This is a genomic window from Pengzhenrongella phosphoraccumulans (assembly GCF_045689905.1).
In the GTDB taxonomy this organism is placed as follows: Bacteria; Actinomycetota; Actinomycetes; order Actinomycetales; family Cellulomonadaceae; genus Pengzhenrongella; species Pengzhenrongella phosphoraccumulans.
On record NZ_CP144210.1, the window covers coordinates 1049686 to 1071203 of the forward strand.

The 21518-nt window shown below is 71.8% G+C and carries 20 protein-coding genes and 1 pseudogene; 5 read left to right on the forward strand and 16 right to left on the reverse strand.

The genetic code is table 11. The features are described from left to right. Positions 1-57: 57 nt before the first annotated feature. The 4 genes and pseudogenes from VTA80_RS04975 to VTA80_RS04990 all read right to left on the reverse strand — a co-directional run bounded on the left by VTA80_RS04975 (position 58) and on the right by VTA80_RS04990 (position 5502). A pseudogene (locus VTA80_RS04975) lies at positions 58-1643 on the reverse strand (ABC transporter ATP-binding protein). Positions 1644-1789: 146 nt separating this feature from the next. Then, complete coding sequence (locus VTA80_RS04980) at positions 1790-2884, reverse strand: BMP family protein (protein ID WP_407344298.1); 1095 nt, start codon at positions 2882-2884, stop codon at positions 1790-1792. A 168-nt stretch (positions 2885-3052) separates the two neighbouring features. Continuing rightward, positions 3053-4285 (reverse strand): amidohydrolase, encoded by a 1233-nt coding sequence (locus tag VTA80_RS04985; RefSeq protein WP_407344299.1) that lies wholly within the window; start codon positions 4283-4285, stop codon positions 3053-3055. A 77-nt stretch (positions 4286-4362) separates the two neighbouring features. Then, positions 4363-5502, reverse strand: coding sequence for a mannose-1-phosphate guanylyltransferase (locus VTA80_RS04990; protein ID WP_407344300.1), 1140 nt, complete (start codon positions 5500-5502; stop codon positions 4363-4365). 161 nt (positions 5503-5663) lie between these two features. Here VTA80_RS04990 and sdhC point away from each other — a divergent pair, with 161 nt between their 5' ends. The 4 genes from sdhC (at position 5664) to VTA80_RS05010 (ending at position 9274) form a co-directional block, all read left to right on the forward strand. Then, positions 5664-6041 carry a succinate dehydrogenase, cytochrome b556 subunit gene (gene sdhC, locus VTA80_RS04995; protein ID WP_407344301.1) on the forward strand — a complete coding sequence of 126 codons (378 nt, stop codon included), beginning with the start codon at positions 5664-5666 and terminating at the stop codon, positions 6039-6041. A gap of 2 nt (positions 6042-6043) precedes the next feature. Further along, positions 6044-6511, forward strand: a complete 468-nt coding sequence (locus tag VTA80_RS05000) for a succinate dehydrogenase hydrophobic membrane anchor subunit (RefSeq protein WP_407344302.1) — start codon at positions 6044-6046, stop codon at positions 6509-6511. A 76-nt stretch (positions 6512-6587) separates the two neighbouring features. After that, a complete protein-coding gene (gene sdhA, locus VTA80_RS05005) occupies positions 6588-8501 on the forward strand; it encodes a succinate dehydrogenase flavoprotein subunit (RefSeq protein WP_407344303.1) in 1914 nt (637 codons plus the stop codon). Beyond that, complete coding sequence (locus tag VTA80_RS05010) at positions 8501-9274, forward strand: succinate dehydrogenase iron-sulfur subunit (RefSeq protein WP_407344304.1); 774 nt, start codon at positions 8501-8503, stop codon at positions 9272-9274. The genes sdhA and VTA80_RS05010 overlap by 1 nt, the downstream gene beginning before the upstream one ends. 86 nt (positions 9275-9360) lie before the next feature. Here VTA80_RS05010 and VTA80_RS05015 read toward each other — a convergent pair whose 3' ends face one another. The 7 genes from VTA80_RS05015 to sigE form a co-directional block, all read right to left on the reverse strand. Further along, positions 9361-10284: a YihY/virulence factor BrkB family protein gene (locus VTA80_RS05015; RefSeq protein WP_407344305.1), complete on the reverse strand. Its 924-nt coding sequence runs from the start codon at positions 10282-10284 to the stop codon at positions 9361-9363. 9 nt (positions 10285-10293) lie between these two features. Further along, positions 10294-10884, reverse strand: a complete 591-nt coding sequence (locus VTA80_RS05020; RefSeq protein ID WP_407345693.1) for a 2'-5' RNA ligase family protein — start codon at positions 10882-10884, stop codon at positions 10294-10296. Next, positions 10884-11933 carry a tryptophan--tRNA ligase gene (gene trpS, locus VTA80_RS05025; protein ID WP_407344306.1) on the reverse strand — a complete coding sequence of 350 codons (1050 nt, stop codon included), beginning with the start codon at positions 11931-11933 and terminating at the stop codon, positions 10884-10886. Before trpS ends, VTA80_RS05020 begins: the two co-directional genes overlap by 1 nt. A gap of 85 nt (positions 11934-12018) precedes the next feature. Continuing rightward, positions 12019-12456, reverse strand: a complete 438-nt coding sequence (locus VTA80_RS05030) for a twin-arginine translocase TatA/TatE family subunit (protein ID WP_407344307.1) — start codon at positions 12454-12456, stop codon at positions 12019-12021. 22 nt (positions 12457-12478) lie between these two features. Next, positions 12479-13981, reverse strand: a complete 1503-nt coding sequence (locus VTA80_RS05035) for a S1C family serine protease (RefSeq protein ID WP_407344308.1) — start codon at positions 13979-13981, stop codon at positions 12479-12481. Next, positions 13978-14967 (reverse strand): anti-sigma factor family protein, encoded by a 990-nt coding sequence (locus tag VTA80_RS05040; RefSeq protein WP_407344309.1) that lies wholly within the window; start codon positions 14965-14967, stop codon positions 13978-13980. The genes VTA80_RS05035 and VTA80_RS05040 overlap by 4 nt, the downstream gene beginning before the upstream one ends. After that, positions 14964-15605 carry an RNA polymerase sigma factor SigE gene (gene sigE, locus VTA80_RS05045; protein ID WP_407344310.1) on the reverse strand — a complete coding sequence of 214 codons (642 nt, stop codon included), beginning with the start codon at positions 15603-15605 and terminating at the stop codon, positions 14964-14966. Before sigE ends, VTA80_RS05040 begins: the two co-directional genes overlap by 4 nt. A 223-nt stretch (positions 15606-15828) precedes the next feature. On the opposite strand from sigE, the gene VTA80_RS05050 reads away from it, so the two are divergent. After that, positions 15829-16416, forward strand: coding sequence for an O-methyltransferase (locus tag VTA80_RS05050; protein WP_407345694.1), 588 nt, complete (start codon positions 15829-15831; stop codon positions 16414-16416). Between the two features lie 42 nt (positions 16417-16458). On the opposite strand, the gene VTA80_RS05055 is transcribed toward VTA80_RS05050, so the two are convergent. From VTA80_RS05055 to VTA80_RS05075, 5 genes are all read right to left on the reverse strand, one after another. Further along, positions 16459-17994: a leucyl aminopeptidase family protein gene (locus tag VTA80_RS05055; RefSeq protein ID WP_407344311.1), complete on the reverse strand. Its 1536-nt coding sequence runs from the start codon at positions 17992-17994 to the stop codon at positions 16459-16461. A gap of 64 nt (positions 17995-18058) precedes the next feature. Beyond that, positions 18059-18226, reverse strand: coding sequence for a DUF3117 domain-containing protein (locus VTA80_RS05060; protein WP_130101640.1), 168 nt, complete (start codon positions 18224-18226; stop codon positions 18059-18061). 131 nt (positions 18227-18357) lie between these two features. Continuing rightward, entirely contained in the window at positions 18358-19713 is a 1356-nt protein-coding gene (locus VTA80_RS05065) for a hypothetical protein (RefSeq protein WP_407344312.1), read from the reverse strand. Then, complete coding sequence (folP, locus tag VTA80_RS05070; RefSeq protein WP_407344313.1) at positions 19710-20663, reverse strand: dihydropteroate synthase; 954 nt, start codon at positions 20661-20663, stop codon at positions 19710-19712. Before folP ends, VTA80_RS05065 begins: the two co-directional genes overlap by 4 nt. Continuing rightward, entirely contained in the window at positions 20660-21496 is an 837-nt protein-coding gene (locus tag VTA80_RS05075; protein ID WP_407344314.1) for a TIGR00730 family Rossman fold protein, read from the reverse strand. The genes folP and VTA80_RS05075 overlap by 4 nt, the downstream gene beginning before the upstream one ends. Positions 21497-21518 lie beyond the last annotated feature (22 nt).

Consider the following 21518-nt stretch of genomic DNA (forward strand, 5'->3'; position numbering starts at 1 on the left):
CGTGCAGCGCCTGCTCGCCCCGCGTACGCGGTCGGACGGCAGGTGCCTGGGGTTCGCTCACTTCGACTCCTCGTCGGTGTTGGCGATGGCGATGTCGGCCTGGCCGAGCACGGTGTGGTGGGCGGCTGCCTGGCTCGTGGCCTCCTCGAGCGGGACGCCGGCCATCATCAGCCCCAGGACGTCGCGATCGGTCCCGGCGGGCACGATCCCGACGATGCGGCCGCGGTACATGACCACGATGCGGTCGGCGAGCGCGAGCACCTCGTCGAGCTCGGTCGACACGATCAGCACCGGGGTGCCGTTGTCGCGCTCCGCCACGATGCGCGAGTGCACGAACTCGATCGAGCCGACGTCCAGACCGCGGGTCGGCTGGGACGCGACGAGCAGCCGCAGCGGCCGCGACATCTCGCGCGCGAGCACGACCTTCTGCTGGTTGCCGCCCGACAGCGTGCTGGCGTGCGCGTCGACGGACGACGTCCGCACGTCGAACTCGACGGTGCGCTTCTCGGCGTTCGCCCGGATCGCCGACGGATAGAGCGAGAAACCCTTACCGAACGGCGCGGTGTGGAACAAGTCGAGGACGAGGTTCTCGGCGACCGTGAAGTCGGCCACGAGGCCGTCGGCGGTGCGGTCCTCGGGACGAACCCGACGCCGGCGGCGAGCACCTCCCGGACCGAGCGACCCACGAGCTCGAGGCCGTCGAGCTGCACGGAGCCGGCGACGGGAGACTGCAGCCCGAGGATGACCTCGGTCAGCTCGGTCTGGCCGTTGCCCTGCACCCCGGCGATGGCGACGATCTCGCCGCGCGCGACATCGAACGACACGTCGTCGAGCTGGCGGACGCCCGCAGGGTCGATGACGGACAGGTTGCGCACCGCGAGGCTGAGCTCGCCGGGCTGGGCGGGCGACTTGTCGACACCGAGGTCCACCGAGCGCCCGACCATGAGCGACGCGAGCTCGGTCTCGGGGGTCGACGGCGGCGCGCTGCCGACCACCTTGCCGCGGCGGATCACGGTGATGCGGTCGGCGACCGCCCGGACCTCGCGCAGCTTGTGCGTGATGAACACGATCGAGGTCCCGGCGTCGCGCAGCTGGCGCATGATGCCGATGAGCTCGTCGGTCTCCTGGGGGGTGAGCACCGCGGTCGGCTCGTCGAGGATGAGGACCTTCGCCTCGCGCGACAGGGCCTTGATGATCTCGACGCGCTGCTGGCTGCCGACCGTGAGGTTCTCGACGTACACGTCGGGGTCCACGTCGAAGCCGAACCGGTCGGAGATCTCGCGCACGCGGCGCCGCGCCTCGGTCAGGTCGATGAGACCGCCGCCCTTGACCGGCTCGTGCCCCAGGACCACGTTCTCCGCGACCGTGAACACGGGCACGAGCATGAAGTGCTGGTGGACCATGCCGATGCCGGCGGCCATCGCGTCGCCCGGACCGTTGAAGTCGACGGGGACGTCGTCGATCAGGATCTCGCCCTCGTCCGGGTCGTAGAACCCGTACAGGACGTTCATCAGGGTGCTCTTGCCAGCACCGTTCTCACCGAGCAGGGCGTGGATCTCGCCCGGCTCCACCACGAGGTCGATGTGGTCGTTCGCCACCAAGGACCCGAAGCGCTTGGTGATCCCGCGCAGTTCCAGCTTCACGTGGCCCGGTACCTTTCAACGTCGTTGTTGCTCGAAACACTATCGCCCGCCCCTGGCGACCCCGTGCCGCCGCGCGAGGACTCCGGACGCAAAACGGTGGCCCCGGCAGACGAGCTGCCGGAGCCACCGTCGACGTGCGCTTTGCCCTAGTTCTGGCTGGGCGAGGTGACGACGAGGTCGCCCGAGATGATCGAGGCCTTGAGCTCGTCGAGCTTGGTCTTGAGCTCGGCCGGGACCTGGCTGTCGAAGTTGTGGAACGGCGCGAGGTTCACGCCCGCGTTCTCGAGCGTGCCCACGTACGGGTCGGCGCTGAACTTGCCGTCCACCGCCTGCTTGACCGTGTCGTAGACCGACTGGCCGATCTCCTTGATGACCGAGGTCAGCACGATGTCGGAGTAGTCGGGCGCGGTGTTGAACCAGTCGGCGTCGACGCCGATGATCGTGACGTTCCCTGCGGCCTGGGCCGCAGCTGCCGCACCAAGACCGACCGGTCCGGCGACGGGCATGATGACGTCGGCCTGCTGGTCGATGAAGCCCTTGGCGAGGTTCTGGCCGTTCGCCTGGTTGTCGAAGTCACCGGTGAAGGAGCCCGTCTGGGCCGCCTTGTCCCAGCCGAGGAGCTTGACCGACTTGCCGTTGTCGGTGTTGTAGGCGGTGACCCCGTCGGCGAAGCCGTCCATGAAGATCGACACGGAGGGAAGCTGCATCCCACCGAACGTGGCGACCACGCCTGTCTTGGTCATGCCGGCCGCGGCGTAGCCCGCGAGGTAGGACGCTTCCTGGGTGTTGAACAGCAACGGCTTGGCGTTGGTGATCGTCACCGGGGAGAAGTCAGGTGCGGAGAACGCGCTGTCGACGAGAGCGAAGTTGATGTCGGTGTTGGCCTCGGCCGCGCTCTGGATCGAGTCCTCGAGGTTGAAGCCGACGCCGATGATCAGGTTGCACTTCTGCTGGACGAGCGCGTCGACGTTCGGGACGTAGTCGGTGTCGGCGGAGGACTCGACCTTGACCTCCTGGATGCCCAGGTCCTTGACGGCCCGGTCCAGGCCCTCGGCGCCGGACTGGTTGAAGGACTTGTCCTGGAACCCACCGGCGTCCGAGACCATGCACGCCTTGAAGTCCACGGCGGCGTTCGTGCTCGCACCGGCAGACGGGGTCGTCTCCTCGGGCGCGCTTGCACACGCCGTCAGAGCCAGGGCGGCGATGGCCGCCAGACTTGCGACTCGTGTCAATTTCTTCACGTCGTGCTCCTGTTGCTCTGTAGACGCCGAACCGGTCCAGCGCAAACCCGAGAAGACCGTCCGCATCGTTGCGGTGCGACCCTGCCAGTACTGGCCGGCTGATGTACTTCGCACATTAGTGGCCGACCACCCTGACCTGGCGATACTCGCCGGTAACCACACGGATAGTTATGGATTCGGAATGTTCGTGGCAACCCTCGGCATAGGTGGTACCTCGCGCGCGGTCAGCGCCACCCGCGTCAGGAGCCGCACGCCGACGTCGATCGCTCGCTCGTCGACCACCAGATCGCCCTGGTGGATGTCGTGCGTGTAGCCGCCGGGCGTGCGCGTGCCCAGCCGCGCCATCGCACCGGGCACCCGGGTGAGGTACCAGGCGAAGTCCTCGCCGCCGAGGGACTGCTCGGTCAGCAGCACCGAGTCCTCCCCCAGCACGTCGCGCGCGGCGACCTCCAGCGCCGTCGTGCAGCGCTCGGCGTTCTCGACCGGCGGCACCCCTCGCTGATGGCGGACCTCGACCTCGACGTCGTACGACGACACAGCCTGCTCGACGGCGGAGTGGAACACGCTCGAGGCGCGCTCCCACGCCCGCACGTCGAGGCAACGCAGCGTGCCCCGCACCGTGCCGATCGACGGGATGGCGTTGTGCGTCGAGCCGGCCTGCACCGCGCCCCATGTGAGGTTGACCCCGGAGCGTGGGTCCAGGCGCCGGCCGAGCACCGCGGGTACCTGGGTGATGACCTGGCCGAGCGCGAACACGACGTCGCCGGTCAGGTGCGGCCGGGAGGTGTGCCCGCCGGAGCCCGTCAGGGTCACGGTCACCTCGTCCGACGCCGACGTGATCGGCCCGATCCGGGTGCCGATGAACCCGACGTCGACCTTCGGGTCGCAGTGCAGCGCGTAGATCTGCCCCACGCCGTCGAGCGCGCCGGCCGAGATCGCATCGAGCGACCCGCCGGGCTGGACCTCCTCGGCGGCCTGGAAGATCAGTCGGACCCCGGTGGTCAGGCTCCCCCGGGCCGCGAGGTCGGCGAGCACGATGCCGGCGCCGAGCACGATCGTCGTGTGCACGTCATGACCGCACGCGTGCGCCATCCCGGCCACCGTCGAGTGCCAGGGCAGGCCGCAGGTGTCCTGCAGCGTGAGCGCGTCGAGATCGGCCCGCAGCGCGATGCGCCGCCGCCCGCTCGCGGCCGGGCCGGGGCCGATGTCGCACACCAGGCCCGTGCCGGGCAGCAGCTTCGGGCTGAGCCCCGCCAGGCGCAACCGGTCCGCCACGATGCGGGTGGTGCGCAGCTCGGTGCGGGCGACCTCCGGGTGGGCGTGCAGGTCACGACGGATCGCGATGAGCTCGGCGCTCAGGGAGGAGACGAGCTCGGTAAGAAGGGCGACGTCGGCTGGCACGTTCGCGAGCCTAGCCACCCCGGCGACCGGGCGCCCCGGCCGCCCAGCCCGGGGCCGCCGGTCGGCGCCGGCAACAGCTACAACAGATCCTCGCGCCCCCGGGCCCGCAGTGCGTCGACGGCGTCCTTGACCTGCTGAGCACGCGCCCGCGTCGTCACGAGCAGCGCGTCGGGGGTGTCGACGATGACGACGTCGTCCAGGCCGAGAACCACCACCATCCGGTCCGCGCCGGGCACCACGAGCGAGCCGAACGAGTCGAGCCGCACGACCGACGCGGCGTCACCGAGCACGCGCGCGCCGTCGTCGGCCCCGCCGCCGAGCGCGGGCAGCAGGGTGCCCAGCGAGGCGAAGTCGCCGATGTCGTCCCAGCCGAAGTCCCCCGGCACGCACGCGACCCCGCCCGCGGCCGCGACGGGCTCCGCGATCGCGTGGTCGATGGCGATCTTCTCGAGCCCCGGCCACACCTGCGCGAGCACCCGGTCGCGATCCGCGGTGTCCCACGCGGCGGCGAGCGTGCGGACGCCGTCGTGCAGGGCCGGGCGCTGCTCGGCGAGGTGACCGAGCAGCACCTGCGCGCGCACCACGAACATGCCCGCGTTCCAGCGGTACTCCCCGGTGGCGAGGTAGGCGGCGGCCGTGGTGGCATCCGGCTTCTCGGTGAACCCGAGCGCGTGCCGGGCACTCGGAGCGCCCGCCAGGTCGAGCGACGCCCCGGACCGGACGTACCCGAACGCGGTGGAGGGATGCGCGGCAGCGATGCCGACGGTCACCACGAACCCGGCGCGCGCGGCCTCGATGCCCTCGCGGACGGCACGCTCGAACGCCGTCGTGCCGTGGATGACCTGGTCGGCGGCGAACGAGCCGAGGACGACCTCTCCGCCGTGCCGGTGGGCCAGCACCGCCGCGGCGAGACCGATCGCGGCCATCGAGTCGCGGGGCGACGGCTCGGCCAGGACCTCACCGGGGCCGACGTCGGGCAGCTGCGCCCGGACGGCGTCCACGTGCCGCTGGCCGGTGACGACCAGCACCCCACCCGGACCCGCGAGCGGGGTCAGCCGATCCGCGGTCGCCTGCAGCAGGCTGCGCCCGGACCCGGTCAGGTCGAGCAGGAACTTCGGGGCGCCGGAGCGCGACAGCGGCCACAGCCGCGTGCCCGCTCCGCCGGCCGGGATCACCGCGTGGAAGTCGGGAACCGGGCCGCGGGGGTCAGTTGTCATGGCCTCAGGGTAGTGAATTGGACGGGTGTGGTTTTGGTCACATTCGGCCTAGGACTTAGGGCCTGTACCGATCAGATTCCCCCGAGAAGGGGGACAGCGTGTCTACAGTGGGCAAAACCCAGGACGGCGTCGTCCAACCTCGCATCTGTAGGAGGCTCGAAGTGCCAAGCGCCCCCGCCGGCACGCTCTACCGCGGCCGAGAAGGCATGTGGTCGTGGGTCGCGCATCGCGTGACCGGAGTGATGATCTTCTTCTTCCTGCTCGTCCATGTGCTCGATACGTCCCTCGTGCGCCTGTCGCCCGAGACCTACAACGCGATCATCGGCACCTACAAGAACCCGGTCATGGGCCTGGCCGAGGCCGGCCTCGTCGCCGCGATCGTGTTCCACGCGTACAACGGCATCCGGTTGATCGTCGTGGACTTCTGGGCCAAGGGCCCGAAGTACCACCGCGTGATGCTCTGGATCGTGGTCGGGATGTTCGTCGTGACGATGGCTGGGTTCCTGCCGCGTCACCTGATGCACGTGTTCGGAGGCTAGGGATGAGCGCGCAGACCGAGGCGGCCAAGTCCGTCATCGCCGACCCGGGGGCCCCCTACCGGCGTCGCAAGACCACGCGGGGCAACTTCGAGCTCTACACGTGGGTGTTCATGCGCGGGTCCGGCGTGGTGCTGGTCCTGCTCATCTTCGGGCACCTCTTCGTCAACCTCGTCCAGGGCGAGGGGATCAAGGCCATCAACTTCGGGTTCGTGGCCGGCAAGTGGGCCAACCCGTTCTGGCAGGGCTGGGACCTCGTGATGCTCTGGCTCGCGATGATCCACGGCACCAACGGCGTGCGCACGATCATCAACGACTACGCCGAGCGCGACGGGCTCCGGCTGGTGCTCAAGCTCGCGCTGTATCTGGCCTTCATCGTGGTCGTCACGCTCGGCTCGCTCGTGATCTTCACGTTCGACCCGTGCCCGGCGGGCGCCCCCGCGAGCTTGCTGCCCTCGTTCTGCACTGCCTGACCGACGTCGTCCGCCGCCCCGTGGGCGGCGCCCATGGCGGTCCCGATCAACCTTGCTCAGGAGAAGACGACCACAGATGCAGACTCACCAGTACGACGTCGTCATCGTCGGTGCCGGCGGCGCCGGGATGCGCGCGGCGCTCGAGTCCTCGAAGCGCACGCGTACCGCCGTGATCTCCAAGCTCTACCCGACGCGCTCGCACACCGGCGCGGCGCAGGGCGGCATGTGCGCCGCGCTCGCCAACGTCGAGGAGGACAACTGGGAGTGGCACACCTTCGACACCGTCAAGGGCGGCGACTACCTCGTCGACCAGGACGCGGCCGAGGTGATGGCCAAGGAGGCCATCGACGCCGTCCTCGACCTTGAGAAGATGGGCCTGCCGTTCAACCGCACGCCCGAAGGCAAGATCGACCAGCGCCGGTTCGGCGGGCACACCCGCAACCACGGCGAGGCGGCCGTGCGCCGGTCCTGCTACGCCGCTGACCGCACGGGCCACATGATCCTGCAGACGCTCTACCAGCAGTGCGTCAAGCACGACGTGGAGTTCTTCAACGAGTTCTACGTGCTCGACGTGCTCCTCTCGGAGGACCTCACCGGCGGCGAGGTGCCCGACGGCGCCGAGGTCAAGGTCTCCGGCGTCGTCGCCTACGAGCTCGCGACCGGGGAGATCCACCTGTTCCGCGCCAAGTCGGTCATCATCGCCACCGGCGGCGCGGGCAAGATCTTCAAGACCTCGTCCAACGCCCACACCCTCACCGGGGACGGCATGGCGCTCGCCTTCCGCCGCGGCGTGCCGCTCGAGGACCTCGAGTTCTTCCAGTTCCACCCGACCGGCCTCGCCGGGCTCGGGATCCTGCTGTCCGAGGCCGCCCGCGGCGAGGGCGGGATCCTGCGCAACGGCGACGGCGAGCGCTTCATGGAGCGCTACGCCCCGACGATCAAGGACCTCGCGCCGCGCGACATCGTCTCGCGCGCGATGGCCAACGAGGTGCGGGAAGGCCGCGGGGCCGGTCCGGACAAGGACTACCTGCTGCTCGACCTGACCCACCTCGAGCCCGCGCACATCGACGCCAAGCTGCCGGACATCACGGAGTTCGCGCGCACCTACCTCGGGATCGAGCCGTACACCGAGCCGATCCCCGTGTACCCGACCGCGCACTACGCCATGGGCGGGATCCCGACCACGATCACGTCCCAGGTGCTGCGCAACAACACCGACGTCGTGTCGGGGCTCTACGCCGCGGGCGAGTGCGCCTGCGTGTCCGTGCACGGCTCCAACCGGCTCGGCACCAACTCGCTGCTCGACATCAACGTCTTCGGCAAGCGCGCCGGCGTCGCGGCCGCGCAATACGCGATCGGCGCGGACTGGGTCGAGCTGCCGACGGAGCCCGAGGTCGGTGTCGTCGCCGAGCTCGAGGAGATGCGGACCCGCCCGTCCGGCGAACGCGTCGCCGACGTGCGCCGCGAGCTGCAGCAGACCATGGACACGAACGCCCAGGTGTTCCGGACCGACGCCTCGCTGCGCCAGGCGCTCGCCGACGTGCGCGCGCTGCAGGAGCGGTACCGCACCGTGAGCGTCCAGGACAAGGCCAAGGCGTTCAACACCGACCTGCTCGAGGCGCTCGAGCTGGGCTTCCTGCTCGACGTCGCCGAGGTCGTCGTCGTCGGCGCGCTCAACCGCGAGGAGTCCCGCGGCGGCCACTTCCGCGAGGACTTCCCCCTCCGGGACGATGCCGGGTACATGAAGCACACGATGGCCTACCGTCGGCCGCTCGTGCCGGTCGGTGCGCCCGTCGCCGTCGCCGCGTCCGCCGCGTCGTCGGACGCCCACCTGCCCGGTTCGGCGCCAGCGGTCGTCTCCGTGGGCGGCCCGGGGGCCGCTGCTTCTGTGGGCGGCCCGGGGGCCGCTGCTCCTGGCACGTTCGACATCGTCCTGGGCTACAAGCCCGTGGTCACGACCCGGTACGAGCCGATGGAGCGTAAGTACTGATGACGACCACCCACGAGCACACCGCCGCGCCGGAGACCTCGACCGCTTTCGGCCACGTCCCGTCGTTCGACGTCACGCTCCGCATCCGGCGGTACACCCCGGAGGCCACGGGCGAGGACGCCTACTGGGAGGAGTTCACGGTCAGCGCCTACGGCACCGACCGGCTCCTCGATGCGCTGCACAAGGTCAAGTGGGACCTCGACGGCTCGGTGACGTTCCGGCGGTCGTGCGCGCACGGTGTGTGCGGGTCCGACGCGATGCGGATCAACGGCAAGAACCGGCTCGCGTGCAAGTCGCTGCTCAAGGACCTCAACCCGGACAAGCCGATCACGATCGAGCCGATCAAGGGCCTGCCCGTGATCAAAGACCTCGTGGTCGACATGGAGCCGTTCTTCGCCTCCTACCGCGAGATCATGCCGTTCCTCATCACCAGCGGGAACGAGCCGACCAAGGAGCGCAAGCAGTCCTCCGCGCAGCGCGAGCGGTTCGACGACACCACCAAGTGCATCCTGTGCGCCGCGTGCACGTCCTCGTGCCCGGTGTTCTGGACGGACGGTCAGTACTTCGGGCCGGCCGCGATCGTCAACGCGCACCGCTTCATCTTCGACTCCCGGGACGAGGGCGCCGCCCAGCGCCTGGAGATCCTCAACGACAAGGAGGGTGTCTGGCGCTGCCGGACCACCTTCAACTGCACCGAGGCGTGCCCGCGCGGCATCGAGGTCACCAAGGCGATCGCCGAGGTCAAGCGAGCCATGATCACGCGAGCGTTCTAGCTCGCCCCCACCCCCCCCCCCGCCGGCAGCCGGCTGGGGGTGAGTTCGCTGGTCGCGGGTGAGTTCGCCGGTTCAGATCGGCGACCTCACCGCGGAACGGCGAACTCGTCGGGCTGAGGTGGGTCAGCGTTCGGGTTGGCCGTCCAGGCCGCGGCCAGCAGGATGATCCGGGCGAGCAGGTTGAGCCAGATCAGCAGCGTCACGAGCACGGCGAACGAGGCGAAGAGCGGGTTCGTGCCCACGCTCCCGGCCACGACGCTCGTGCCGAGCAGGCGCACCGCGCCGATCCCGACCGCCGCCAGCACCGACCCGAGCAGCAGGTCTCGGCGCGCCGGGCGCACCCCCACCAGCACGACGACCATCCCCGCGAAGATCGCGGCGTCGACGACGAACGCGACCAGGAGCCCCGCGATCCGCACGACCAGACCCGTGCCGTCGCTCACGCCCATCAGCCCGAGGAGCCAGTGGGCCGCGCCCGTGACTGCGATGGTTCCCACCGCCGAGAGAAGTACCGCCACCGCCAGCCCGGCAAAGCCGGCAAGCTCACGCAGCTTGCCGCCGACGGCGTTCACCGCAACCCCCTGCACGCCGAACATCGCACGGAGGGCAGACCGTAGTGCGGCGAGGGCACCGGTCGCACTCACGACCAGCACGACCACCGCGACCAGCCCGGTGACGTTGAGCCCCACCGTCAGGACGAGATCGGACGGCTGGATCAGGCCTTGGCCGTCACCGGTGTCGACCAGCCCCGGCAACGACGCGGAGAGCGCATCGAGCACGTTCTGACGCAGCCGCTCGTTGCTCCCCAGGATGGCCATGAAGATGGTGAAACCGATGGTCAAGGCCGCGAACACGGAGAACAGCGCGCTGTAGGCGATGCCACCCGTGAGGACCCCACCGCCGGCCGAGCCGAAGCGCGCGTTCGCGCGCGCCGGCCGAGCCGTGAGCCACCAGGCCCACCATGCCTTGCCCCGCGCTAGGAGGCCCGGTGTCGGAGCGGATCGGGTCATCGGGCGAGCCTACGAGCGTGCGTGCCCCTGGGCGTCCGGAACCGTGGTCCGGGCGCGCGCGTTCGACCCGGTGAGCAGGTAGTCCCGCACCGGGCGCCACACGTTGTCGTCGCCGTGCTCGTAGAACTGGAAGCCGCTCACGACGAACCGGGCCTCGAAGTCCGCGAGCTCGTCGAACGCGCGGTCGAGGTTCGGATCGGGCACCTCGTGCGCCACGGTGACGTGGGGGTGGTAGTTGAACCGCAGGTCCTGGCTCAACGGCCCCGAGCGCACGGTCGACTCGAGCTGCTCGCACTCGGCGATGCCCTCGACGACCTGCATGAACACGACCGGCGAGATCGGACGGAAGGTCCCCGTCCCGCGCAGGTGGAGCACGAACGGCCGTGCCTTCGTCGACACGCGCGCCAGGTGGCTCGACACCTCGGCGAGCTCGTCCGGGTCGACCACGGTCGGGCCGAGCAGCGTGATGTGCGGCGGGATGTCCCCCGCGAGGGGGTCACCGAAGCTCGCCCGAGCGTGCTGGAGCACGGATCCGTACGGCTCGGGCACGGTAATCGCGACCCCGATCCGGATCTGCTCGCCGGCACGATCGGGCAGCATCACGAGCGGCGCCCGCGGGCGGGAAGCAGCCCGGCCCGGTCGTACAGACGCGCGAGCGTGGTCGCTGCGATCTCCCGGGCCCGCTCGGCTCCGTCGGCGAGCACGTCGTCGAGCGCACCGGGATCGTCGAGATAGCCGGCGTAGCGCTCTTGGAACGGGGTGAGGAAGTCGATCACGACCTCGGCGAGGTCCTTCTTGAGGTCGCCGTAGCCCTTGCCGACGTAGTCGGCCTCGAGGGTCGCGACCGGCGTGCCGGTGAGGGCCGAGTAGATCGTCAGCAGGTTCGACACCCCAGCCTTGGCCTCGGGGTCGTACTGGACCTCGCGACCGGTGTCGGTGACCGCCGACCGGATCCGTTTGGCGATGACCTTCGGGTTGTCCAGCAGCTCGATGATCCCGTTCGGGCTCGCGGCCGACTTGCTCATCTTGGCGGTCGGGTCCTGCAGGTCGTAGATCTTCGCCGTGGCGGCCACGATGTGGGGCTCGGGGACGACGGCGGCGCCCGGCCCGAACCGGGCGTTGAGGCGCTGCGCGAGGTTGCGCGAGAGCTCCAGGTGCTGCCGCTGGTCCTCGCCGACCGGGACGAGGTTCGTGTCGTACAGCAGGATGTCCGCCGCCATGAGCACCGGGTAGGTGAACAGACCGACCGAGGTGCCCTCGGCACCGTGCTTGGCTGACTTGTCCTTGAACTGCGTCATCCGGCCGGCCTCGCCGAAGCCCGTCTGGCAGCTGAGCAACCACGCCAGCTCGGAGTGCGCAGCCACGTGCGACTGCACGAACAGGATCGAGCGCGCGGGGTCCACCCCCGCGGCCAGGTACTGCGCGGCGGTGCTCCGCGTCCGGTGCCGCAGCACTGCCGGGTCCGGCGACACCGTCAGCGCATGCAGGTCCACGACGCAGTAGAGCGCGTCATGCGTCTCCTGGAGGGCGACCCAGTGGGTCAGCGCCCCGAGGTAGTTACCGAGGTGGAGCGAGTCGGACGTGGGCTGCATCCCCGAGAAGATCCGGGGCCGCGCAGCAGGCGTCGGTGAGTTCAACGCAGAGGGCATCGCCCCATTCTGGCAGGTGTGCGGGGGTGTTCGAACCGTAAGGCCCACCATGCGGACCCGCGCGCCGGCGGGCACCGGCTGGTCGTCAGGTCGCCTCGTCGTCGAACGGCGCGCCCACCGGGGCGACTGGTGTACCCGCATCGGCACCGGGTGCAGCGGCAGCGGCAGCCGCGGCTGCGGTGGCCGCGGGTGCGCCGTCCGCCCCGGCCGCGCCGACCGTGCGTGCGCGCGACGTGTAGCTGCGCACGCCCGGGTCCGCCCGCGGCGGCGGGTCGTCGAGGAGCGCCTCGCGGACGATGCGGCGCGGGTCGTAGCGCCGCGGGTCGAGCGCGGTCCAGTCGACGTCGCCGGCCTGCTCGCCGAGCTCCTCGTCGACCCGCTCCTTGGCGTTGCGCAGGAAGCCTCGCAGCGTGCGGACCCACGCGCCCAGCTGCTCCGCGTAGCGCGGGAGGCGCTCGGGTCCCACGACGATGACCGCGACGAGGAGCAGCAGGACGAACTCGCTGCCATTGATGCCGAACATCAGGTCAGGCTACCCGCGAGGCTCACTTGCTCGTGGCCTCGTCGAGCACGACTCTGACGTCACGTTCGGGCTGGTCACCCGTGCGGACGCGCAGCGAGACGGTCTCACCGGGAGCCTTCGCCCGGATCGCGACGATGAGCTCGTCCGCCTCCGTGACGGGGCGTCCGTCGATGGACAGGATGATGTCGCCCGACCGGATCCCGGCATTGTCCGCCGGACCGCCCGCACTGACCGCCTCCTGGCCCTGCTGCGCCTCGGTCGCGACCTGCACGCCCTCACCGGCGTAGCTCTGGTCGAGCAGCACGCCGACGACGGGGTAGGTCGCCGTCCCGGTCTCGATGAGCTGCTCCGCGGTGCGCCGCGCCTGGTTCGACGGGATCGCAAACCCGAGGCCGATGTTTCCGGCCACGACCGTCCCCGCCCCCGGCGGCTGGGCGATGGCGGAGTTGATGCCGATGACCTCGCCCGCACCGTTGACCAGCGGCCCGCCCGAGTTGCCGGGGTTGATCGCGGCATCGGTCTGGAGGGCGTTGATGAACGCGATGTCGGTCGCCTCACCCGCGGACACCGGCCGGTTCAGGGCACTGATGATGCCGGTCGTGACGGTGCCCTCGAGCCCGAGCGGCGCGCCCACGGCGACCACCGGGTCACCCACGGCCACCTGGTCGGAGTCGCCGAGCGCGAGCGGGACCAGACCCGTGCGCTCGACCTTGATCACGGCCAGGTCGTAGTCCCCGGTGCGCCCGACGATGGTCGCCGGCTCTTCGGTCCCGTCCGCGAACAGCACGACGATCGTGGCGCCGCTCTCGGCCCCAGCGGCGACGACGTGGTTGTTCGTGAGGAGATACCCGTCCTGCCGCAGCACGAGCCCCGAGCCCGTCGAGGACCCCTGCGAGCTGTCGACCTGGATCGAGACGACGCTCGGGAGCACCCGCGCGGCGATCCCGGCGACGGAGTCGGGTGCCCGCGTGACCCCGCTCGACACGGCGGTGACCGGCAGCCCGGCATCGGCCAGGCGCCCATCGCTCAGCACGCGGTCGGCCACGACCCCGCCGACCGCGCCCGCGGCGAGGGCGACGACGACCAGCGGCGCGAGCCAGGCCACGCTCAGCGTGTGCCGGGGACGACGCCGACGACCCGGACGATCGGTCGGTCCGGCCAGCGGTTCGAGCGGGTCGCCCGTGACGTCCCAGCGCGGGGGCGGGCCCCACGACGACGGCGCAGCGCCGCCCCACGTCCCGGTCACGGGCGGCGGGGCGCTGGCGTGCCGGTGCGTGGGTGCCGCGAACGAGTTCGGTGCCGGTGCCGGTGCGGGTGCGGGCGCGGGTGCCGGGCTCGCGAACCGGCTCGTCGACGGCGGTGCGAACGGGTTGGCCCGGGGCTCGTCGACCGGACGAGACTCCGGTATACCGGGGTTCTTGGCGTCGGAGCTCTGGGCGTTGGAGCTCTGCACTCCAAGGGTCGGGCCGCCGGCGGTCGGGCCGCCGGGGGTCTGGTCGCGAGCGGCCTGGTCGTCAGTCGTCATGGGTGGGCGATCGCTCCTGTCACCGTGTCCCAGCCACGCGTGAGCCGCGCGGGCAGGCCGTCGTCGAACGTGCCGGCCGGGAAGTCGGCCACCAGCGCCGTCACACTGTCCGTCGAGGCGTCCGCGACGATCGACACGACCGTGTCGCCCGACTGCCAGACCACGTGCCAGGGCTGACGGTTGAGCACGTACACGGTCCGGTCGCCGACCGCCTGCGTGGGGACGGCACCGAGTGCCGACGCCTCGAGCTGGCCCCGCTCCTCGGTCAGCACGATGGGCCCGTCGGGCCCGGCCAGGTCGAGCTCGAGCAGCAGGTCGTCGTCCCCGGTCAGGCGCGCGGCGGTGATCTCGTAGCCGTCGGGCACGCCCGCCGGACAGGTCCAGCCGGCGCCGCGCATCCAGTCGAGCACGGCGGCCTCGGTCAGCCCCGAGCCGCTCGTCGACGTCGTCGAGCTCGAGATCTGGGCCGCGAGGTCCGGGGCGAGCGAGCCCGAGGTCGTCTCGCCCGGTCCGCTCGCGCGGCCCAGGATCGACAGCGCCTCGGCCGGATGGGCCGACGGCACCACGGGTGGGGCGTCCCCGAGGACGAACAGCCCGAGGGCGGCGACGCCGACGCCGGCCAGCGATCCGACCGCGATCCGGTAACCGGGCCGCCGGCGTGCCGTGAGGTCGCCGCTGAGCGCGCGCGCCGGGACCGCGTACGCCGACATCCCGAGCGGCACGACGGGTCGCCGTTCGCCGGGGCCGGCGGGACCGGTCGGGTCGACCTGCGGTGCGGCGCCGAGCGCGAGGAGACGCGCAGTCAGATCGGGAGCCGGCTCGACGTCGTGCACCACCGACAGCGCCGCGCGCGCCTGGCGGGCGACCACGAGCTCGTGCGCGCAGCTCGGGCAGGCGGCGACGTGCGCGAGCGCGCGCTCCGTGGCCGCCGGACCGAGCTGGCCGTCGACGAGCGCGCTGACCCAGGTGCCGAGGTGCTGCGTCACGGGCGCCTCACCGCGACCTCGTCGCCTCGGTCACCCACCAGGAGGGCACCCGGCGCGCGGTGCGCGAGCGAGGTCCGCAGCTGGGCCCGCGCGCGGTGGATCCGCGAGCGGACGGTGCCGAGCTTGATCCCGAGCGTGACGGCGATCTCCTCGTACGACAGGCCCTCGATGTCGCACAGCACGACGGCGGCGCGGTACCCGGGCGACAGCTCGGCGAGCGCGCGCTGCACGTCGTTGTCGAGGTTCGCGTGCTCGAAGCCGCGCTCGGGGTTCTGCAGCTCGCCGGTGGCCGGGTACCGCTCCGCGTCGTCACCGATCGCGTCGATCCGGATCCGCTTCTTGCGGCGGACCTGGTCCAGGAAGAGGTTCGTCGTGATCCGGTGCAGCCAGCCCTCGAACGTGCCCGGGGTGTACCCGCCGAGAGACCGGAACACCCGCACGAAGACGTCCTGGGTGAGGTCCTCGGCCTCGTGCTGCGTCCCGGTCAGGCGGTACGCCAGGCGGTAGACGCGCGCGGAGTGCTCCCGCACGATCTCCTCCCAGGAGGGCGGGGTCCACGGGTCCACGACGCCGTCCTCGGGCTGGGCCTCGGGTGCAGACGCGGGGATCAACGCGGGGTTCGGCGTGGCCACGGCCATGACGAGGTTCAGCTCCTTGGAAAGCGGTCGGTGAGGTCTGCGGTGGAGATCGGCTTCAAGTCTCCCAGGTGCGGGGACTTTCTACGAGTGGTCATAACGCGAGCGGGCACCGCAGATGTTCCGGCGGTAACATCGCCCCACCGCCCTGCCACCTGCAAACCCGCCTCGGGAGGCCATCATCTCCATCGACAAGACCCAGAGCTGGGTCTACTCCGAGGAGTTCATCCCCGAGGACGACGTCTTCCTGCGGGCCCGCGAACGCGCGAACCAGCTCGGGTGCGTCCCGGTGCAGCCGGGATCCGGCGCCGTGCTGAGCGTGCTGGCGGCGAGCGCGCAGGCGCGCGCGGTCGTCGAGATCGGTACCGGGGCCGGCATCGGCTCGCTGTACCTGCTCGGCGGCATGCCGCTCGACGGGGTGCTGACGACGATCGACGTCGAGGTCGAGCACCAGCGCGCCGCGAAGGAGGCGTTCGCCGAGGCGGGCATCCGCCCGACCCGCACGCGGGCGATCTCCGGCCGCGCGTTCGACGTGCTCCCCCGGCTGACCGACGGCGCCTACGACCTGGTCTTCATCGATGCCGATCCCGAGGGCTGCGCGGGGTACGTCGAGCAGGCGCTGCGCCTGCTTCGCCCGGGCGGCGTGGTGGCGCTGGACAACGCGCTGTGGCACGACCGCGTCGCGGACCCGGCGCGCCGCGACGAGATCACGACGGTGATCCGCGAGGTCGGTCGCGCGCTGCGCGCGGACGAGCGGGTCGTGTCCGCCATGCTGCCGACCGGTGACGGCCTGCTGCTCGGCGTGCGTCGCTGACCCGCAGGTCCCGCAGCAGCGCCTGATCAGCCCAGCGCCCGATCAGCGCAGCGACTCGAGGTAGCGCAGCAGCAGGCGCACGCCGTACCCGGTCGCGCCCTCGGTGATCTCATGCTTGTCCGACGTCGTGCGCGCCGGGCCGGCGATGTCCAGGTGGGCCCAGCGACGACGGCCGACGAACTCCCGCAGGAAGAGCGCAGCGGTGATCGAGCCCGCCCCCTTCCAGTGGTCCGGCACCTGGCGCAGGTCCGCGATGTCCGACCGGACCGCAGCGCTGTACTCCTCGACGAGCGGCATGTGCCAGACGGGTTCGCCGGCGACCGACGCGGCCGCCTCGAGCCCGGCGACGAGCGACGCATCGTCCGAGAACAGCGCGCCGTGCTGCTTGCCGAGGCCGATGCTGGCCGCCCCGGTGAGCGTGGCGACGTCGATGAGGATGTCCGGGTCGAGCTCCGCATCGGCGAACGCGAGCGCGTCGGCGAGCACCATCCGGCCCTCGGCATCCGTGTTGGCGACCTCGACCGTGCGCCCGCTGCGCATCGTCACGACGTCGCCCGGTCGGTAGGACGAGCCACCGAAGTGGTTCTCGGCGAGCGGGAGCACGGCGGTCACGCGGTGCGCGAGCCCCAGCTCGGCGGCGGCAAGCACCGTCGCGAGCGCGACGGCTGAACCGGCCATGTCGGTCTTCATCGTGACCATGGCCTCGCGCTGCTTGATCGAGATCCCGCCGGTGTCGAACGTGATGCCCTTGCCGACGACGACGACGTGCTTTCCGGTCTCGTTCGCCGGGCGATAGCTGACGACGACGAGGCGGGGCTCGCTGACCGAACCGGACCCGACGGCGAGGATCCCGCCGAAGCCCTGCGCGGCGAGCTCGGGGACCCCGAGCACGCGGACGTCGAGGCCGAGCGGTCCGGCCAGGTCGACCGCGCGCTGCGCGAGCCACGGCGGGTTCTTCGTGCTCGACGGCGTGTTCGTGAGGTCGCGAACGAGCCAGGTCGCTCGGGCCGCGACGGTCGCGTCGAGGATCGCCGACTCGACCCGCTCGCCGTGCCGCCCGAGGAGCACGAGCTCGGTCGCAGGGCTCTTCGCCGGGGTGCCGGTGGCCTGGGTGGGCAGCTGGTAGGACGCGAGCAGGTAGCCCTCGATGAGCGCACGGACGGCCTCGGGTGCCTGCGGACCACCCTCGGAACCCAGCGTGGTGACGACCCGGCCGAGCCCCCGCGTCTGCCGCGCGAGCGCAGCACCGGCGCGGCGCAGCGCCTGCGGAGAACCGTCACCGACCCCGACGAGGATCAGTCGGGCGGGCAGGTGCTCCCAGGGGAGTTCGGGACCCGAAGCGAGCAACCGGCGCGGCAGGTGCAGCGTCCAGGCCTCGCCCGGAGCGCCCGTCAGCCCGGCACGCTCGGCGAGGTCACCGAGATCGATGCCGTACCGGGCGGCCGCGTCCGCGGTCCCGGTCCGGGGCTGGACCTCGGTCTCACCGCTGGCGGGCGGCGCAACGGGCACCGCGAGCGCGGCGGCGTCGTCGAACCCGAGAAGAATCGAGGTCGACACGCCACCGCGCGCGGTGGTCACTGCAGGAAGGATGCGCCCGACCGGCGCCTTGGAACGCGAGGTAGTGCCGCGACCAGCCAACGGGTCAGCTGACGACCGACGTCAGCGCATCGCCGAGCGCCTGGGCCTCCGTGGCGTTGAGCTCGACGACAAGTCGGCCCCCGCCTTCGAGCGGCACGCGCATGACGAAGCCGCGGCCCTCCTTGGTGACCTCGAGCGGGCCGTCACCAGTCCGCGGCTTCATGGCGGCCATGTCGTCGATCTCCTTCGTTGGTTCTTGACCGCACCGCACCACGCGCGCCCGGTATCAGGAGCGCCACGAGGAAGACGGCTTGGATGTCCGGAACCATTCTAGGTCACACCGACACCCGGAGCGTGTCGAACTCACGGTGGCCACCCCGACGGAGGGGTCAGGCGCCACAGCGCCCACACCCAGCCGACCTGGCACAACACCATCACGACGACGATCGCCGCGAGCCAGAACCGTTGGCGTCCCTTGCTTGATCGCACCATCCCCGCCGTCACGGCCGCGAACGGGAAGGCGAGCAGGAGGAACCGCGCGAGACTCGTCCCCGGCTCCGCCACACCGACGAGGTAGGCGAGGTAGGCGGCGGGCCAGGCCAGCAGCTCGGGACCGAGCCGGCGGGCCGGCGGGCACACGAGCAGCGCGACGAACCCGGCGAGCACGGCCACGAGCACGACCAGACCCCAGCCCCCGAACAGCCACCGGGAGATGTCCACCCACGGCACCACGGGAACGACGTCGGGCCGGGCCCGCCAGGCCGCCTGCGTCTGGAGGTAGCCGTCGGGCACGCCGGTCACCGCACCGCAGATGACCTGCCAGGCGACCCCCGAGACCGCAGCGGCCGCGAGCAGCCCGCCGAGCCCGACGACGTCGCGCCGGCGCAGGACGTCCCGGCGCGGCGCCGCAGGAACGGCCGGATCGACCGGATCGGTTGGGTCGGCCGGGTCGGCCGGGTCGGCCGGGTCGGCCGGGTGGACGGTCTGGCGGCTCGCCCGCCAGCGGGAGACCGCATGCACGAGCACGACGACCGCCATCGGCAGCGCCACCGCGCGCGTGAGCCCCAGGGCGAGCACGACCGGCATCGCGAGCAGGTACCGCCGTCGGACGATCAGGAGCAGAGCGCTGGCGATCAGCAGGAGCGCGAGCGACTCGGTGTAGGCGACCTGGAGCACGACCGCCGTCGGGAAGAACGCGACCAGCGTGACCGTCGCGAGCGGCAGGCCCGGCCGCGCCACCACGGCCCGGGGGGCGCCGACCTCGACGACCCGGTAGATCACGAGCATCGCGGCCGCGCCGGCGACGAGCGCGAGCAGCGGCGCGGCCACCAGCCAGGGCGCGCCGGTGACCGCCATGACCCCACGGACCAGGAACGGGAAGAGCGGGTAGAACGCCCAGACGTTCTGCTCGACCGAGCCGGTCGCGCCGATCGGCAGCTCGGCCGGGTACCCGTTCTCCGCGATCTGGCGGTACCAGCTCGCGTCCCACATCAGGCCCGTGTACTCGAAGTACGACGGGGACGCCGGGGTCCACACGTTCGCCACCTGCGCCTGCGCGACGACCATGAGGATCACCGCGCTGACCAGGCGCGCCGCGGCGAACACGGTGAGCACCTGCACCCACCACCGCCAATCGGCCGGGCGGAGCCAGGCGGCGCGAGACCGGGCCGCGCCCGGCCCGGGCTGGGCCCCCGCGCGCACGGGTGCCGGACCGGTCACGCGAGCCCGCGCACGGCCCGGGCTGGAGCTGCGTCGCCCCGGATCGCGGCGATCATGTCGAGCGTGCGGCGCGTGGCACGGACATCGTGCGTCCGGAAGACCCGGGCGCCGAGCCAGGCGGCCACCGCCGTGGCGGCGAGGGTCCCCTCGAGCCGCTCGTCGACGGGGAGGTCAAGGCTCTCGCCGACGAAGTCCTTGCGCGAGAGCGCCATGAGCACGGGGTAGCCGAGCCCGGCGAGCGCCGCGGTCCGGCGGACCAGGTGCAGCGAGTGCCAGGTGTTCTTGCCGAAGTCGTGCGTGGGGTCCACGAGAACCGAGCGGGGATCGATCCCGAGCGATACCGCGCGCGCCGCCGCCGCGGTCAGCGTCGCCAGGACGTCGTCGACGACCCCGTCGCGAGGGTCGCGGTCCCGGTCGCCGTCGGGCATGGGCATGGGCGGCAGGCGACGGGGGTACGCGACCCGGAACGGGTCCGTCCGCGGAAGGGCGCCGCCGGTGTGCGAGCAGACGACGCCGACGCCCTCGGCCGCGGCGACCTCCATGAGGTGCGGGTCGTGACCGGCCCAGGTGTCGTTGATGAGGTCGGCGCCGGCGCGCGCGGCGGCCTGGGCGACCTCGGCGCGCCAGGTGTCCACGCTGATGAGGAGGTCGGGATGGCGCGAGCGTACGAGCTCGACCAGCGGGACCACCCGCCGCACCTCGTCGGCCGCGTCGACCCGGGGGCCGCGGCCGGCCCGGATCCCGCCGATGTCGACGATGTCGGCGCCCTCGTCCGCGGCCCGGGCGACCGCCTCGGCGGCGGCGTCGGCGGACGCGTGGCGTGCGGGAGCGTAGAACGAGTCGGGGGTCAGGTTGACGATCGCCATCACGACCGGGTGGTCCACCCCGAACGTCCGCCCGCGCAGGTGGACGGGCGAGCCGGGCGTCGGGACGCCGGTCGGGCGCGTCATGCCTCCTCGGCCGGGTGGACCGAGGCGGCGTGCTGGGCGAGGGCGGCCTCGGCGACGGCCTTCTCCTGGGCGGCCCGCAGCTGCTCGTCGCGCTCGACGACGTGCGCGACCGCCTCGTCGGGATCGTCGACCACAGTGATCAGGTCGAGGTCGTGGGGCCCGATCATGCCGCGGTCGCGGACCGGGCCGCCGAGCCAGTCCAGCAGCCCGCGCCAGTAGTCGGAGCCCACGAGCACGATCGGGAACTCAGTCACCTTGTGGGTCTGGACCAGGGTGAGCGCCTCGGAGAGCTCGTCGAACGTCCCGAACCCGCCCGGCAGCACGATGAAGCCCTGCGCGTACTTGACGAACATCAGCTTGCGGGCGAAGAAGTAGCGGAAGTTGACCCCGAGGTCGACCCACGGGTTCATCCCCTGCTCGAACGGCAGCTCGATGCCGAGCCCGATGGACAGCCCGCCGGCCTCGTTCGCGCCCTTGTTGGCGGCCTCCATCACGCCGGGCCCGCCGCCGGTGATGACGGCGTAGCCGGCCTCCGCCAACCGCTGCCCAACCCGCTCCGCCAGCACGTACTCGGGGTGGCCGGGTGCGACCCGGGCCGATCCGAACACGCTCATCGCCGGACCGATCTCCGCGAGCGCGCCGAAGCCCTCGACGAGCTCGCTCTGGATGCGCATGACCCGCCACGGGTCCTCGTGCAGCCAGCTCGCGCCCTGCCCTGGCGCCGCCAGCAGGCGCTGGTCGGCCGTGGTCGTGGGGATCTGGCCGCGGCGCAGCAGCACCGGGCCCCTGCGGCGTCCGCTCCCCGGGGTGGGCACGCCCTCGTCGCTCGTCATCCCTTGACTCTAGGAGGTGCGC